The organism is Cupriavidus consociatus (assembly GCF_017814975.1).
Lineage (GTDB): Bacteria > Pseudomonadota > Gammaproteobacteria > Burkholderiales > Burkholderiaceae > Cupriavidus > Cupriavidus consociatus.
Map to the genome: position 1 here is coordinate 18,879 of NZ_JAGIQA010000022.1, position 12,359 is coordinate 31,237.

The 12,359-nt window shown below is 58.6% G+C and carries 11 protein-coding genes and 1 pseudogene; 6 read left to right on the forward strand and 6 right to left on the reverse strand.

Features of this window, described 5'->3' with window-relative positions:
- Positions 1-3 precede the first annotated feature (3 nt).
- Complete coding sequence (locus J8I82_RS25960; protein ID WP_209761711.1) at positions 4-987, forward strand: D-2-hydroxyacid dehydrogenase; 984 nt, start codon at positions 4-6, stop codon at positions 985-987.
- Positions 988-1,591: 604 nt separating this feature from the next.
- Here J8I82_RS25960 and J8I82_RS25965 read toward each other — a convergent pair.
- The 3 genes from J8I82_RS25965 to J8I82_RS25975 all read right to left on the reverse strand — a co-directional run bounded on the left by J8I82_RS25965 (position 1,592) and on the right by J8I82_RS25975 (position 2,609).
- Complete coding sequence (locus J8I82_RS25965) at positions 1,592-1,846, reverse strand: heavy-metal-associated domain-containing protein (protein ID WP_209761712.1); 255 nt, start codon at positions 1,844-1,846, stop codon at positions 1,592-1,594.
- Positions 1,847-1,913: 67 nt separating this feature from the next.
- A complete protein-coding gene (locus J8I82_RS25970; protein ID WP_209761713.1) occupies positions 1,914-2,333 on the reverse strand; it encodes a copper-binding protein in 420 nt (139 codons plus the stop codon).
- 78 nt (positions 2,334-2,411) lie between these two features.
- On the reverse strand, positions 2,412-2,609 hold the full coding sequence (locus J8I82_RS25975) for a hypothetical protein (protein ID WP_209761714.1): 198 nt from the start codon (positions 2,607-2,609) through the stop codon (positions 2,412-2,414).
- A gap of 536 nt (positions 2,610-3,145) precedes the next feature.
- Between J8I82_RS25975 and J8I82_RS39670 the strand changes: the two genes are divergently transcribed.
- The 4 genes and pseudogenes from J8I82_RS39670 to J8I82_RS25995 all read left to right on the forward strand — a co-directional run.
- Positions 3,146-3,538, forward strand: a complete 393-nt coding sequence (locus J8I82_RS39670; RefSeq protein ID WP_209761715.1) for a heavy-metal-associated domain-containing protein — start codon at positions 3,146-3,148, stop codon at positions 3,536-3,538.
- A gap of 895 nt (positions 3,539-4,433) precedes the next feature.
- Positions 4,434-4,613, forward strand: a complete 180-nt coding sequence (locus J8I82_RS25985) for a DUF3311 domain-containing protein (RefSeq protein ID WP_209761716.1) — start codon at positions 4,434-4,436, stop codon at positions 4,611-4,613.
- Positions 4,613-6,118, forward strand: a complete 1,506-nt coding sequence (gene mctP, locus J8I82_RS25990) for a monocarboxylate uptake permease MctP (RefSeq protein ID WP_209761717.1) — start codon at positions 4,613-4,615, stop codon at positions 6,116-6,118. The genes J8I82_RS25985 and mctP overlap by 1 nt, the downstream gene beginning before the upstream one ends.
- Before the next feature lie 192 nt (positions 6,119-6,310).
- Positions 6,311-7,128: pseudogene (locus J8I82_RS25995) on the forward strand (IS110 family RNA-guided transposase); the annotation flags it as partial.
- Positions 7,129-7,719: 591 nt separating this feature from the next.
- On the opposite strand, the gene J8I82_RS26000 reads toward J8I82_RS25995, so the two are convergent.
- From J8I82_RS26000 to J8I82_RS26010, 3 genes are read right to left on the reverse strand one after another with little or no spacing between them, the layout of a single operon-like run.
- Positions 7,720-8,688 carry a tripartite tricarboxylate transporter substrate binding protein gene (locus J8I82_RS26000; protein WP_209761718.1) on the reverse strand — a complete coding sequence of 323 codons (969 nt, stop codon included), beginning with the start codon at positions 8,686-8,688 and terminating at the stop codon, positions 7,720-7,722.
- 32 nt (positions 8,689-8,720) lie between these two features.
- Positions 8,721-9,911: a mandelate racemase/muconate lactonizing enzyme family protein gene (locus tag J8I82_RS26005; protein WP_209761719.1), complete on the reverse strand. Its 1,191-nt coding sequence runs from the start codon at positions 9,909-9,911 to the stop codon at positions 8,721-8,723.
- Positions 9,912-9,942: 31 nt separating this feature from the next.
- Positions 9,943-11,172 (reverse strand): MFS transporter, encoded by a 1,230-nt coding sequence (locus J8I82_RS26010; protein ID WP_209761720.1) that lies wholly within the window; start codon positions 11,170-11,172, stop codon positions 9,943-9,945.
- Between the two features lie 166 nt (positions 11,173-11,338).
- Here J8I82_RS26010 and J8I82_RS26015 point away from each other — a divergent pair, with 166 nt between their 5' ends.
- Positions 11,339-12,175, forward strand: coding sequence for an AraC family transcriptional regulator (locus J8I82_RS26015; protein WP_209761721.1), 837 nt, complete (start codon positions 11,339-11,341; stop codon positions 12,173-12,175).
- The last annotated feature ends 184 nt before the right edge of the window (positions 12,176-12,359 follow it).

The following is a 12,359-nucleotide window of genomic DNA, read 5'->3' on the forward strand; positions in this document are numbered from 1 at the left end:
GAGATGAAATTCGTGTTCTATGGCGCCTTCGGTCGAGACGTCGTTGGCCCGGCCATTGCTGCCGCCCCGGGCGTCGTGCTGCAGTACGCCGATACAGCGGAAACGCTGGCTGAGTACCTAGCCGATGCCGATGCATTTGTCACGGTCGGACCAGCCTATACCCCCGCGGTGGCCAACGCGGTGGCGTCCGCAAGCAAACTTCAGTGGATCCAAACCCTTTCAGCGGGATTCGAGACGCTAGAACGCCTGGGTGTGCCGGCACATATCACCGTAACCAATGCCGGTGACTCGTGGTCAATTGCCGTGGCCGAGCATGCCATGGCCTTGCTGCTGGCCCTGGCAAAGCAAATTCCCGATGCCGTGCGACAACAAGGCAGCCACGCGTGGGACCGACGTGTGATGCCGAGAATGTCGAACCTCCAGGGGCGGACGATGGTGATCGCCGGCTTCGGCTCCATCGGCCAAGCCGTTGCCCAACGAGCCAAAGCATTCGGTATGCGCATTGTTGCGGTGACGCGTAACATTAAGCCCTCCGACCTAGCCGATGCAGTATTTCCCCCTGAAGAACTGCACGAGGCCTTACAACAAGCCGATGCCTTGGTGATCGCCGTTCCGGGGCAAGCTGACACGGTGCGTATGTTCAATCAAGCGGTCTTCCTGGCCTGCAAGAAGGGCTGTGTGGTGATTAACGTTTCACGCGGCAATGTGGTGGAGCAGAAGGCACTGGCGGATGCACTTAAGTCTGGGCACTTGGGAGGCGCAGGCTTGGACGTAACCGAGATCGAACCGCTTCCCGAAGCCGATGCCTTCTGGGACATGCCGAACCTTCTCATTACCCCGCACGTCGCTGGAGGTGGCGAACTGGTGAAGGAGAAGCTCGCCGCGCTCATTATTGACAACATCAACCGGAAGAAGCGCGGGGACAACTTGCGCTTCGTGGTGATGCGCGGAAGAGGAATAGACGGAGGCCGGGACTCCAGCGCGTGACCAAAGCTAAAGCTTGCCGCATTCTTTGAATACTGGCGCACGACAACAAGATGTGCTCGACCGATTGCGAAAGGAGTGAACAGCCATTGACACAATATCATTCGAGCCGGATCAATTGGACGGAGGCGCTGAAAAACTAGGATGGCTCAGTATCTTCAGCGCAACCCGTGTACTCCAGATGAAGGCAATTGCCACGTCCTGAACTGGAGGGATGCCGCTGGTCATGGACCGTTGGAAGCTTAAAGCGGGGCACTCCAGATTGCCACCAGGTTCATCGCTGATAGGCTTTGTCCGCGTCGTGTATTCATGTTCTGCAGCATCCTACAGCACTGTCCGGGTTGGCGTTCGCTGCAAGAGCCAGGCTCTATACCCGGCAGCAGTGCTATTCGGGTTGACAGGGCTCAGCGCTGGAGGCTGTTATGGTCCAGGCCTGCAGTTGCTTGTGGCCAACTCTGCATCTCGGCAACGCGGAATGGCCACGGGCGCATTGTGCCGCCAGTTCTTTAGCAGTGCGGACGGCCGTAAGGCGCGTCTTGTCGCACAATCAGTAGGTCTGGGAGGCTGGGTGATCAATGCGAACGTGCTGCACCCAAAGCGAAGGAATTCAGTGCTTGCTGTCGCAACACGATTTAGCCTCAGCAGACGCTTTGACCATGCCATGCTCTACCCGCACGGCGTGTAGCCAGCTCGTACTGACATCCTGAAGCACCTTCGGATCGGCATCGGTCGACTCGATCATGATCAGTTGCCTGGCTTGATCGATGGTGAAGTCGGCGTTGTCGTCCACGAACTTCAGAGCTCTGGTAATCGTGCTGACGCAGTGGCCGCAGGTGATGCCTTTCACTTCAAAGGTAATCATTAAATTTCTGCTATTGGTTTGGTGATGAGACGCTGAAACTGTCACCAGCCTTCCCATCGCTGGAATGTCAAGGGGTACCTGGCGAGTTCAGGTATGCAGCACGCCTGCCTCTCTTATCCGACACTATGCGGTCAGTGGACAGGTTGGATCTCCGTGACAACGAACTTGCGGCCAGGTTTTTAGCGCGAAAGCGCACCTTGTCACCAGCCTCCGCATTTTCGAGCAACGCTTCGTTGCGGACCTGATAGATCATGGTCATACTCGGCATGTCGAGGCTCTTGATCGCGCCGTGCTTGATCGTGAGCTTGCCTGCGACCTTGTCAACCTTGCGGATCTCGCCATCAATGAGATCAGAATTGGTTGGCACGGTGGCGTCTTGCCCTACGGACACACCAGCGGGCTGGGCATTGACGACGCCAGACCAAGTCACGAAAGACAGACTCAGCCCGGCGCTGAGCGTCATGGCATAGATAACTTTGAGTTTCATTTGGAACTCCTTATGCAAAGGGCAGGGGTTTAGCACGCGAAAGGCAAGCCGCAGCCTCGACAACAGCCGTGCTAAGGATCAGGCGCCATCCGTAAAGCTGTCGAACGATTTGGCAGTGTTGCTGCCATCGCCGAACGGATCACGCGCACCCGTTGCATGAGCGCCATCCGTGAAGGAATCGCGCGGCGAGATCACGCCGGCATTGGCCATGCCGGACACACCGCTGAGGGTTGCTGCAGCCAGGGCGACAAGCATCATCTTCTTGAACATGTTCATACGCATCGTGCTTCTCCTTTTCAATAGCTGGCTCCAAGAGCCTGCCAACACAGTGTTGAATTTGAGGTAAACCGCTCGGTGCAGGTTTCATCGGCATGCAACCAAGAGTCAACTACCATTTGTCGACCTCGGTTTGAGGTGTCAGTGAGACCACTTTCGGTCTTCCCACCGTGGGAGGGTCAAGCTTCTTTTTGGGTCCGCCCGATAAAATTCCTACCGGAATTCCCTTGACCTTCCAACGATGGTAAGGAACACGCTGTTTCCGTATCGGACAACCAACGGGACAGAGCCCCTCATGAACACCCTCCTCGCACCACCGCACCGCTGGAGTTCAAGCTCCCATTGAAGGCATGAGGTGCGCGAGCTGTGTCTCACTCACGCGTAGAGAAGGCTGCCCGGCGTCGAAAGCACCGCAGTGTACCTTGCGACCGAGGAAGCGACCGTCAAGGTGTCTGCCGGCGTCGAGTGCTTGCCGAGGCTGTCCGCAAGGCGGCTATGACATTCGCTCGTAGCAGATCGAGGTTGCGATCGAAGGGATGACTTGTGCCTCTTGCGTAGGCCGCGTAGAAAAGGCACTCTTGTCGGCCCCAGGCGTATCGGCCGCAGCAGTGAACCTCGCGACGGAAAAGGCCACCGTCACGGCGCTTACCGTGTGTCGTTCGCAACGGTGGCGGCGGCCATCGACCAGGCGGGAGATGTCGCCAAGCCGGTCGAGACCAGATCCGCATCGCCGGGCCCGAACGGGCTTCCGCCAATGGTGGCCAGTGTTTGTCAGCACCTTGCTGACGCTACTACTCCTACTACCGATGCTGTTGCAGGTGTTCGGCATTCACTGGATGCCGCCGGGTATTGCTTTTGCCGGATCATGCGCCTGGATACCCTCCTTGAGGCTATTCACGAGAGATGACACCGAGACCTTGGGCGGATAGTCCCTTTGGCGGCTTTGCGCATGCTGAGTCCTATCATTGCCGGCGCTTCGCTGGCCTTTAGCAGCGTGAGCGTGGTCATCAATGCCTTGCTGTTGCGCCGCTGGCATGGCGCGGCTACCGCCGGAAACGGCCCCGACCGATCGTCTCAAAGAGCTTGATATGAACACAAACTGCGTCCGCCTGAGGCACCTTTGAAGATGACCCGGCACTATGAAAGCTTCGGACTATTGCCTCAGCGGGCAGCACAAGCAGATGCTCACTCCAACAACTAGATACGCAGGCGAATCCGGAAAGTTCGTTGCAACAAACTATTTATTTCAGCAATGTAAATTTAATATTTCTTGCTAGCTAAGGAATGTCAGCCCAAAATATAAAGGCAACCTTGAAATTTTGTCCGTAATAAGAACAGTGGACCGACTCGCACGGTTCTTGGAACGGCGACATCTCAGCGCTCGATTGCGGGACCGCGTGGAGGTTGACTTCAGGTATTAACTTTGGCGTCGCTAACTATGTTGTGGGGTGATGCTGCTGCATTCATGATGGCGCCCAGGGACCGCCTCAACGGACTAGAGTTCTTAATGCTAGCCAGAGTGATTCATGAAGCCGCAAGGAATTTGCGTACCGCCCAAAGAGAAGCCCACTGGCAAACTCTGTAAGTGGTGGTTGGAATTTCTTGTTGCAAACGGAATGCATGCGTTTACGACGCAGTACTAAGCGGTGCCGCGGACTGGACTCAGGTACGGATCATTTTCCGTTGGCTACCCAATTATGGTGCGCCACAGCAACGACAAGACGCAGGCTACAACTCCAAAACGCATACCTGGACCACGCTATGCGTGACACCTCGCTGGTCGATCGAAAGCGACCGAAATCCTTGAAAACATCAGGAGCACCCATGAAGCATCTGCTCGCGCTGCCATTCATCGGCCTGTTGAGCGTCCCGCTCTACAACCAAGAAACGCCGTCACTGTTCGGCTTTCCCTTCTTCTACTGGTACCAATTTCTATGGGTGCCGATCACATCGGCGCTGATCTGGTTCGTCTTCAAGAAGGGCCAGGCCAAGGGAGAAGAATAATGGATGGGGGAATCAACTGGACGGCACTTGGCGTCTTTATCTTCTTCTTCGCGCTGGTCACTGTGCTGGGCTTCATCGCCTCGCGCTGGCAGCGCGGAGAGTCCGACAACGGTGCACATATTGACGAATGGGGCCTGGGCGGCCGCAACTTCGGAACGTGGATCACCTGGTTCCTTGTCGGCGGCGATTTCTACACTGCCTACACCGTGATTGCCGTTCCGGCACTCGTGTATGCGGTGGGTGCTTATGGTTTCTTTGCGCTGCCATACACAATCCTGGTGTACCCGATCGTGTTTTTGATCATGCCCAAACTTTGGAAGGTGGCGCATCGCGAAGGCCACGTGACGGCCGCCGACGTTGTCTACGGCCGCTACGGCTCGCGAACGTTGGAGTTTGCCGTGGCACTCACCGGCGTGGTGGCAACGATGCCGTATATCGCACTGCAGCTCATCGGCATGGAGGTCGTCATCAAGGCGCTGGGTCTGACGGGCGAATTGCCACTGGCCGCGGCTTTTGCGATATTGGCGTTGTATACATACTCAGCGGGCCTTCGCGCACCCGCACTCATCGCTTTCGTTAAAGACATCATGATTTACATCGTGGTGTTGGTGGCTGTGGTGCTCGTGCCGGCCAAGCTGGGCGGATACGGCGCCGTGTTTGCACATGCGCATGATGCATTTGCGGCGAAGGGAGGTGCCACGGGCTTCACGCTCAAGCCTGCCCAGTTTCTGCCGTTCGCCACGTTGGCCCTCGGCTCGGCGCTGGCGGCGTTCATGTATCCGCACACGCTTACGGGAATCTTCGCTGCACGTAGTGCTGACACTATTCGCAAGAACGCGGTATTCCTGCCCGCCTATACGGTGCTCTTGGGCCTGATCGCGCTGCTGGGCTTTATGGCCTACGCGGCAGGCATCTCGGTCAAGAGTAATAACGACGTAGTGCCGGCGCTGTTTAACACATTGTTTCCGAGTTGGTTCACAGGATTTGCGTTTGCTGCCATCGCCATCGGTGCGCTGGTGCCTGCAGCGGTCATGTCGATCGGTGCAGCTAATCTATTCACGCGCAACTTCTGGAAGCCCTATGTGGCACCGGATATCACCGCAGCTGGTCAGGAGAAGGTCGCCAAAGTTATCTCGCTAGCAGTCAAGTTTGGTGCACTGATCTTCATCCTGTTCCTGCCGACCAAGTTCGCGTTGGATTTGCAACTGCTGGGCGGCCTCTGGATTCTGCAGACCTTCCCGTCTGTGGTGTTCGGACTATTCTCAAACCGCCTCCGCGCGCCGGCATTGTTGGCCGGCTGGTTGATCGGGCTCGCCGTAGGCAGTTGGTGGGCCATCTCCGATGGCCTAAAGCCGGTGCATACGCTGCACCTTGGTGCTGCCAACATCACGCTGTACACGGGTCTTCTGGCGCTCGTTCTGAACGTGGCCGTGGCGACGGTGGTGCAGCTCGTTCTGGGCAAGCGCGGTGACCCGACCCCTAGGCTGCGCAACACGGTTGGCTGACCCCAACCACAAGAGGGCCGGAGCCGCGAAGTACCGCCTCAGTTTTTGACGTCCCTGCCTAAAGGCACCTAAAGGCAGGGATTCCCACAGCTGGCGATGCACGTCCGCATCGGAGAATGTTCAGCGCAGCATTGGCACTCGCAGTCCTGCGATACGTTTCGGCCGCGTCGGGCTGTCATGCTAACCGCACGCCTTTACCGGCAGCTTGCAGGGAAGGGGTTCGAATGCATCGTATGCGCCGTCGCTAATCCCGAAGAAACCCGCGAGCGCGTCAAGACCGATCGGCGCGATGCGGTCAAGCTGGTGCGTTCGTTGCGTGCAGGGGATCTGCCGGGGGTGTACGTGCCCAGCGTCGAGGACAAAGCATTCCTGGGTCTGTCACGCGCCTGGGTCAACGCCAAAGACGATCTGGGGCGCGCCCCCAACGACAGAAGGCCTTTCTGCTTTCACATGGGGTCCGCTACGCCGGCAGAGCCGATTGGGTGTCTTCGTATTCGATAGCGCGTGGCAGACAACTTGCCTTTTACGAATATCGACGTGCTATGGAGCACCGTATTGCGCAATGCAGCCGTCTCGAAAGCAGCCCTGCGCGAGGCGGCGGAACTGGCGCCTCTACACGGCCGTACTGGCCTTGCAGGCCATGCGCGGGGTGCAATTCACCACCGCCGTGGGCATGCTCGCGGAACTGGGTGATCTCTCGAAATTCGCACATCGGCGCCAGTTGATGACCTGGCTCGGTGTGACGCCCACGGAACACTCGTCCGGCGAAAAACGGCACCAAGGCAGCATCACCAAGACCGGCAATAGCTACGCAATGGAAGCTACTGATCGAGGCCGCCTAGAGTTACTGGCATCCGGCGCGTTTGAGCCCCGAGACCTAGCGCCGTCGAGAAGGCATCCCAAAGGCCATCATCGACCGCGGCTTGGACGCCCAGTTACGACTATGCCGGCGCTATCGCAAGCTCGCAGGGCGCAGCAAGAATCCCAACATCACCGCGCTTACGCTCAGTTCGCGCGCCACTGCGACCTGATCCCGTCTTGACGACAGCGCCGCGTTACTCCTTGAGATAGGCGTTGGGGTCGTGGCCGTTTCAACTTGGCTGATTATGCCGCCCGCCGAACTGGAAGCCCTTTCATAAGCGCCAGAACTGGCTCTTCTGTGACACCGTAGCTGGCGCGAACGCCAGCTCGAATCGGTACTTGTCTATGCCGAATGGTGCAAGGCTGCCGGTCGCCCATACGACGCACCTACCCGACGGCAGCTGGGTTGCCTCGATCACTGCTCGGCATACGACGCCGGCTTGTAGTAGCTAGCAGAGTTTTTTTGGTTGGCGATCGCGGCTCCTGACGCGTGACCAGGCCTGGCGGTGCCAGTCCGCGATCGGTGACCAAAAAATCTCTGCTCTATTGCGGCGCTATGACCGAGCCACAGGGCTATCACAAAGCAATCGCAGCCCGCCAGTCGTCTCGAAGAGCGTCTGCCACATCGCTGGCAACTCACGGCACTCTGTACTCCCCGCACCTCACCACACCCGCCGATGCGCATGGCATCTCGGTCCGCATCGGCGGGGTACAGCTTTGCGATTCGCCTCCTTCCCCCGCTACTTGAGATCCGCCCGCAGGATACCCAACCGATCCAGGACTTTCCGTTCATCGTTGCGGCTGCGAATGAGGTACTTGCGATACTCGTCCGGCCCCATGTAGTTGGGGAAGATCTCAAATTCCGACATCACGCGCTGTACTGCCGGGTCGTCGAGCGCGGCACGGAAGGCGTCATTCAGCTTTGTCACCACCATAGGATCCATCCCCTTCGGGCCGGCAATCCCCGAAGCCCCGTCGATGACCAGCGGGTACCCAAGCTCCTTGAGGGTTGGTACATCGGGCCATCGCTTCGCTCGCTTCTCCGTCCAGACGACGAGCAGCCTGGCCTTGCCGCTGTCGACGTTCGCCTTCCACCCTGCCGCATCGACCTGCAGTTGCGTCACGCCGCCTAAAAGCGCGGCACTGCTGTCCGGCGTGCTTTTGTAGGGCACGTGCAACAGGTCGATACCGGCCAGCGCAAGGACCTGCTCCATCCCGAGGTGCACAGTGCCGTTCTGTCCTGGCGAGCCATAGGAAATCTTGCCGGGGTTCTTCTTCGCGGCCGCCACCACATCGGCCCACGACTTGTAGGGCGTTTGCGCGCCCGCAGCGATACCCATCGTAAATCCAACCAGATTCGCGATGTAAGTGAAGTCCTTTTCTGGATCCCAGCTCGTCTTCTGGATGAGAGGCATGCGGAAGAGCCCCACACCGGACTGGCCAATCGTGTAACCGTCGGGCTTTGCGGTCGCGGCCATGGCGGCCAGACCCAGAGTGCCAATGGCGCCCGGCCGATTGTCGATTATGATGGGCTGGCCCAGCTTCTTGCTTGCCGCCTGCGCCAAGGCACGCATCAAGACATCACTGGATCCACCTGCCTGCCACGGCACGATCATGGTGATCGGCCTACTCGGATAGTTATCGGCATGGCCGCTCAACGGCGCTGCGCACAGCGCGATGAGAGACAGAAATCGTATTCCAATCTTCATGAGTGGTCTCCCCACCTATGGACTTTGATGGCTTACTTCAGAACTACTTCCGCTTTTTCCATGCGCTTCTCGGCGTCTTTCGAAAGCGTCATGCCGAAGCCGGGCGCCGTGGGAACAGTGATGCGCCCGTCGACCGGCTGCAGGTCCTCCTCGAATAGCTCCTTGTTGAACGATTTTAGGCAAAAGGAGTGGTGCTCATGGATTTCGAAATTGGGGATTGCCGCTTCAAACTGAAGCGCAATGGCCGTGGCCAAAGGCGAGCCACAGATGTGCGCCTGAACCCCCACATCGAACGCGTGAGCGAGATGCGCGATTTTCATGCCTTCGGAAATGCCGCCAACCAGGCCCATGTCGGGCTGGATCATGTCGATCGATCCCGCCTGGAGATAAGGAAGGAAGCCCCACCTCGTATAGAGTCGCTCGCCGGTCGCCATCTTGATGGGGGCGCGCTGGGAAACCCTCACATGAGCATCGGGGCTGTTGTAATGAGTCGCCTCCTCGACGTAGAGGATGTCGAGATCGGTAAGCAGCTCGGACAGCTGGACGGCACCCACGGCCGAGGTAATTCCGTTCAACTCGATAATGATGTCCGCATCTGGGCCGATGCCCTCGCGAACGGCCTCCATGCGTGCGCGGGCCAACTTGCGTTCCGCAGGCCCAAAGCCACCACGCTTACGTGTTTTCTGTCCCTTCGGCGGGATGCAGATGGGGCAAACCTTGACACAGTCGTAGCCCTGGGAGCGCGCCATTTGCGCTGCTTCAAGATAGGCAGCTGGGTCATCGAGCGTCCTATGCTCCTCCTCCCAACCGAAGTGCAGCTGACTTGCATAGCAGCGTAGCGGTTCTGCTGGCGTCTCCGCGCCCAACAAGCGGTGGACCGGAAGCCCTGCCACCTTGCCCTTAATGTCCCAAAGGGCGGCGTCGATCGCACTCATCGCACCGAACACCACCGGGCCGCCTCCCTGCGCCCAAAACGAACGGCGCAGCATTGTTTCCCAGATAGTTTCGGTATCGTGGGGGTCTTTGCCGAGCACGAAGCGCTTGGCAAGATCGCGGATCATCGGGCCTGCGGCGACGGCGCCAGCGCCAAAAGTCATTCCGACTTCGCCCATACCGGTGATCCCCTCGTCGGTGTAGACGCGGGCAAAAACGGGCCGCCAGGTCGTCGTGGCCTTCACGCCGTCAAGTTCGATTTCCAGCGTTTCGACTTTGGTGATTTTCATTTCGATCTTGTCTCCATAAAGTTTGAAGTAACTACATATTCACCGCCTCACCGCTCAGCTTCGAGCGGCGAGTCGAGGCCAACATCAGTGCACCGATGGCCAGCAGGAGCGGTACAAAGGACAACCAGAGGACGGTCTTCCATCCGTACGCAGTCAGTAGACTCCCGGATAGGAAAGAGCCAAGAGCCATTGCGCCGAATACGACGAAGTCATTGAACGACTGAACGCGCGCCTTTTCCTCAGTGCGGTGGCACTCCAGCACCATGGCCGTCGCCCCGATAAAGCCGAAGTTCCAGCCAACCCCCAGCAAGACGAGGGTGAGCCAGAAATAAGCCACGTCTACCCCGGTCAATCCGACCGCTGCCGAGACGCTTGTCAGAACCAAGCCCGTCGTGGCAACGCGGGGCGCACCGAAGCGCGTCACGAGACGGCCGGTGAAGAAGCCTGGCGCAAACATCGCCATCACATGCCACTGAATGCCGAGATTCGACGATTCCTGCGACAGGCCGCACAGCTGCATGGCTAGCGGTGCCGCAGTCATTAGGAAATTCATGACCAGATATGAGACAACCCCGCAAATGACAGCAGCGATGAACCAAGGCTGACGGGCGATCACACGGATTGCGCGACCGCTGCTGGAACTGTCAGCCGTTGATGGTGGAAGGCGAATACCCGTCAGGAGCACCGCCGACATCGCAGCCACTGCTGCCTGTGCGAGATAGGTCGCCGCGAACGAATGAGGAGCCCATAGATTCATCGTGTGGGTGACAAGTTGTGGGCCGATCACCCCTGCGAAGACCCCGCCTGCCATGACAAAGGACAACGCCCGTGGACGTCGTTCAGGCGGAACGCAGTCCGCGGCAGCGAAGCGGAAAGAAAGCACTACAGCGGCATAGGCTCCGCCGAAGAGCATGGCGGCACAGAACATCCAGAACGAGCCGCGCAAGACAGCCAATGCCGCAAGCACGCCCACAAGAATGCCGCATCCTGTTCCAACCATAAATGCCATGCGACGGCCATGGCGTTGAGCGACCAAGCCCACGGGTAGCGTGGCGATGGCCATTCCCACCACGAAGATCGAAATTGGCAGGGTCGCCAACGCCGGTGTGGGCGTGAGCATGTGTCCGACGATTGCACCCGTCGAGTAGACCACTGCTCCGTTCGCCCCCCCAAGCGCCTGAGCAATCGTCAAGCGCGCGAGATTGCCGCGCGCGGTGTCATAAATAGCAGATTCGAGCTTACCGGCATCAATTTCTGGCATTCGAATTCACAAAGGTATGAGAGGATCGATCCGGGCGCCAAGACTTGGTCGCCGGACAGCAATGGCTTTGTATGGGATTCGATGCTATCTTGAGGTAATTCGCTTTAGACGTGTATCGATAGTACGACAATCGATATAGAGTAAATGCCAACATGAAGGTGAACGCATGAAATGGCACTCGATCACCGCACCATCCGGACTTCGACCTCCCCAGCCGCTTACGATACGGGCGCAATCCATTCCGGCGCGTCACTACTTTCCGGAGCATTCACACATGTGGAACCAGTTGGTCTACGCCGTCTCCGGAGTGCTTACGGTGCATACGGACGGTGAGTCCTTTGTCCTCACGCCCTACGAGGCACTATGGTTGCCGACCGGAAAGTCACATCGTGTCGGCTCGCTTCTCGGTGCCGAGCTCCGCAGCCTCTGGATCGCGGACGAATCCGGAGCAGATCTCCCGCAAACGCCAACAGTTTTCATGATGTCCCCACTGCTGCAGGCATTGATTGTTGAGGCCGCCGCGATCGATGAGCAGCATGACAGGGATGGCTATAACGCCCGCGTGTCCGGCTTGATCCTTGATCAACTCGCGCGGGTCCAAGCGCTGCCGAGCGCCCTGCCATGGCCGCGCAGCGCACCCCTGACCTCACTTTGTGAGTCACTCTATCTGAAGCCGTGCGACAGTCGCGGTCCAGAGGAATGGGGACGGCAGCTGCATGTCTCTGCCCGCACCCTCGCCCGCCGCTTCAACGCGGAAACGGGCATGAGTCTGCGCTCATGGCGGCGGCGCCTACGCCTTTTCAGGTCTATTGAGCTTCTCGGCGGAGGCCTTGGGGTAACCCAAGTCGCCATGCAGCTTTGCTACGCCTCGGCCTCCGCTTTCGTGTATGCGTTCCGCACCGAAATGGGCTGTACTCCGCAAACTTATATGCGCGGACGGGGCGTGCCTGGCGCGGGTGGAATCAACATATTGGCGTCGCAGAAGACCCCGGACAGTCGGTAAGCATGACTCACCATAACGTCCCTCTGTCGCTAATCCAACATCGCAGCACATTCTGGCTGCGACGAGACGGCCACCTTGTCCGGCGTGCACTATCCTTTGGTCGGAAAGTCACCGATCTCACTTACATGCCGGCATACGTGGTTCGACGAGCTGCCTGCCCTGTGATGTCCGCATCAACGTGTAC

Excerpts from the sequence above, each read along its gene's own strand:
- J8I82_RS25960 (WP_209761711.1), top strand. The coding sequence starts at position 4 with ATGAAATTCGTGTTCTATGGCGCCTTCGGTCGAGACGTCGTTGGCCCG.
- J8I82_RS25965 (WP_209761712.1), bottom strand. The coding sequence starts at position 1,846 with ATGATTACCTTTGAAGTGAAAGGCATCACCTGCGGCCACTGCGTCAGC.
- J8I82_RS25970 (WP_209761713.1), bottom strand. The coding sequence starts at position 2,333 with ATGAAACTCAAAGTTATCTATGCCATGACGCTCAGCGCCGGGCTGAGT.
- J8I82_RS25975 (WP_209761714.1), bottom strand. The coding sequence starts at position 2,609 with ATGAACATGTTCAAGAAGATGATGCTTGTCGCCCTGGCTGCAGCAACC.
- J8I82_RS39670 (WP_209761715.1), top strand. The coding sequence starts at position 3,146 with ATGACTTGTGCCTCTTGCGTAGGCCGCGTAGAAAAGGCACTCTTGTCG.
- J8I82_RS25985 (WP_209761716.1), top strand. The coding sequence starts at position 4,434 with ATGAAGCATCTGCTCGCGCTGCCATTCATCGGCCTGTTGAGCGTCCCG.
- mctP (WP_209761717.1), top strand. The coding sequence starts at position 4,613 with ATGGATGGGGGAATCAACTGGACGGCACTTGGCGTCTTTATCTTCTTC.
- J8I82_RS26000 (WP_209761718.1), bottom strand. The coding sequence starts at position 8,688 with ATGAAGATTGGAATACGATTTCTGTCTCTCATCGCGCTGTGCGCAGCG.
- J8I82_RS26005 (WP_209761719.1), bottom strand. The coding sequence starts at position 9,911 with ATGAAAATCACCAAAGTCGAAACGCTGGAAATCGAACTTGACGGCGTG.
- J8I82_RS26010 (WP_209761720.1), bottom strand. The coding sequence starts at position 11,172 with ATGCCAGAAATTGATGCCGGTAAGCTCGAATCTGCTATTTATGACACC.
- J8I82_RS26015 (WP_209761721.1), top strand. The coding sequence starts at position 11,339 with ATGAAATGGCACTCGATCACCGCACCATCCGGACTTCGACCTCCCCAG.